The 242-nt window shown below is 41.7% G+C and carries 1 protein-coding gene; it reads right to left on the bottom strand.

Annotated features, from left to right (window positions below; translation table 11 throughout):
• Positions 1-242 (bottom strand): cell division protein ZipA (locus AAEZ05_RS29880; RefSeq protein ID WP_350650264.1); only part of this gene is annotated, 242 nt, incomplete at both ends.

The raw sequence follows: 242 nt of genomic DNA, 5'->3' as shown, positions 1-242 counted from the left end.
CACCATAACAAGGTAATGTCATAAATAACACCACGCCTTGAGTGACAAACTGCTCCATTTGATCTGGGTCAAAGATGCCAGGTTTTAACATGTTAGCGAGTGAAAACAGCACCTTGCCCGTGCCGGCATTATCAATGTGGCGATGAAAAATATCCATCTCACCGAATTTAAAATTAAGCGATAACAAGCTTGGCAGTAATTCTGCTCCCTGAATTTGCTCACCTTCTTTAGCAACAATATGC

It is taken from the genome of Pseudomonas sp. HY13-MNA-CIBAN-0226 (assembly GCF_040310305.1).
GTDB classification, from domain to species: domain Bacteria; phylum Pseudomonadota; class Gammaproteobacteria; order Pseudomonadales; family Pseudomonadaceae; genus Aquipseudomonas; species Aquipseudomonas gregormendelii.
This window is presented reverse-complemented; position numbering and strand designations above follow the sequence as displayed.